This is a genomic window from Microcoleus sp. B4-C2 (genome assembly GCF_036705265.1).
Lineage (GTDB): Bacteria > Cyanobacteriota > Cyanobacteriia > Cyanobacteriales > Microcoleaceae > Microcoleus.
The window spans coordinates 1-1,225 of record NZ_JAUBUB010000215.1 but is presented as its reverse complement, the minus strand read 5'-3'; the positions used below and the strand labels follow the sequence as shown (position 1 = coordinate 1,225).

1 protein-coding gene is annotated in these 1,225 nt (G+C 44.9%); it reads left to right on the top strand.

Annotation, left to right across the window (positions count from 1 at the left end; translation table 11 throughout):
- Positions 1 to 232: 232 nt before the first annotated feature.
- On the top strand, positions 233 to 1,204 hold the full coding sequence (locus QUB20_RS28485; RefSeq protein ID WP_333251569.1) for an IS110 family transposase: 972 nt from the start codon (positions 233 to 235) through the stop codon (positions 1,202 to 1,204).
- Positions 1,205 to 1,225 lie beyond the last annotated feature (21 nt).

Genomic DNA, 1,225 nt, shown 5'->3' with positions numbered 1-1,225 from the left:
TAACAGGCGAAAGTGTGAGCAAGAGGACATCAGAAATCGGTGAAGTTGGCCCGCCCCTTAGACTAAATAAGTCTGTTGCGTAGATAAGCGGACATTACTGATGACAGGCGCACCTAAAGCTGGACAGTATCTTAGGCTCTCGATCGAACGATCAAGAAAGCCTGCATTAACAAGGCTAGTATTCAATTGCCTGTCGGTTCTTTCATAAAATGGAGTATATCTGGAGCCAAAAATGACATCAACAGTCTTAGGTATAGACATCAGTAAAAGAGACTTTCACGTCTCATTACTGAGAGAAGGTCGTGCGACTAAACCCAAAAAGTTTACGAACAATACTCAAGGGTTTGAGAGTTTGCATAACTGGCTCAAACAACAAAGTGTCGTCGAACTCCATGCTTGTATGGAAGCTACTAGCATCTACGGCGAAGCCTTGGCAGAATTCCTTTATGGGGAAGGCTTTCAGGTAAGTATCGTCAATCCGGCTCGTATTAAAGGGTTTGCTAAAAGCGAACTTCTGAGAACGAAAACAGACTCCGTAGATGCGGCACTGATTGCCCGTTTTTGTGCGGCAATGAAACCATCATTATGGACTCCTACAGCCCCCGAAGTCAAGGAATTACAAGCCTTGTTACGGCGGCTCGAATCAGTCACAGAAATGATGACGAGCGAACAAAACCGTTTGGAGACAGCTACGCCAACAGTTGCTGCCCTTACCCAGGAACATTTGGACTATCTAAAACAGCAACAACAACTAATCAAAAAACTGATTAGTGACCATTTTGACCAACACCCACACTTAAAACAACAGCGCGAGCTGTTGACTTCAATTCCTGGCATTGGCGATTTAACAGCTTCTATATTATTAGCTGAAATTGGCGATGTTTCTGATTACGATAATGCTCGTCAATTAGCAGCCTATGCCGGTTTAACTCCCAGCGAACGGAGTTCTGGGACTTCAGTTAAAGGCAAAACTCGTTTGTCCTGCACTGGCAATGTCCGACTGCGAAAGGCGTTGTATTTGCCTGCGGTAGTGGCGATGCGTCACAATCCGTTACTCAAGGCGATGAGTGACCGATTATTGGGTCGTGGCAAGGTCAAAATGCAGGTGATTGGCGCTCTGATGAGGAAATTGGTGCATTTGGCTTTTGGTATTTTAAAGTCCCAAAAGCCTTTCGACCCCAATTATTTACTTGCTACCCCTTGACAGTTCAAGACAGTATCTACA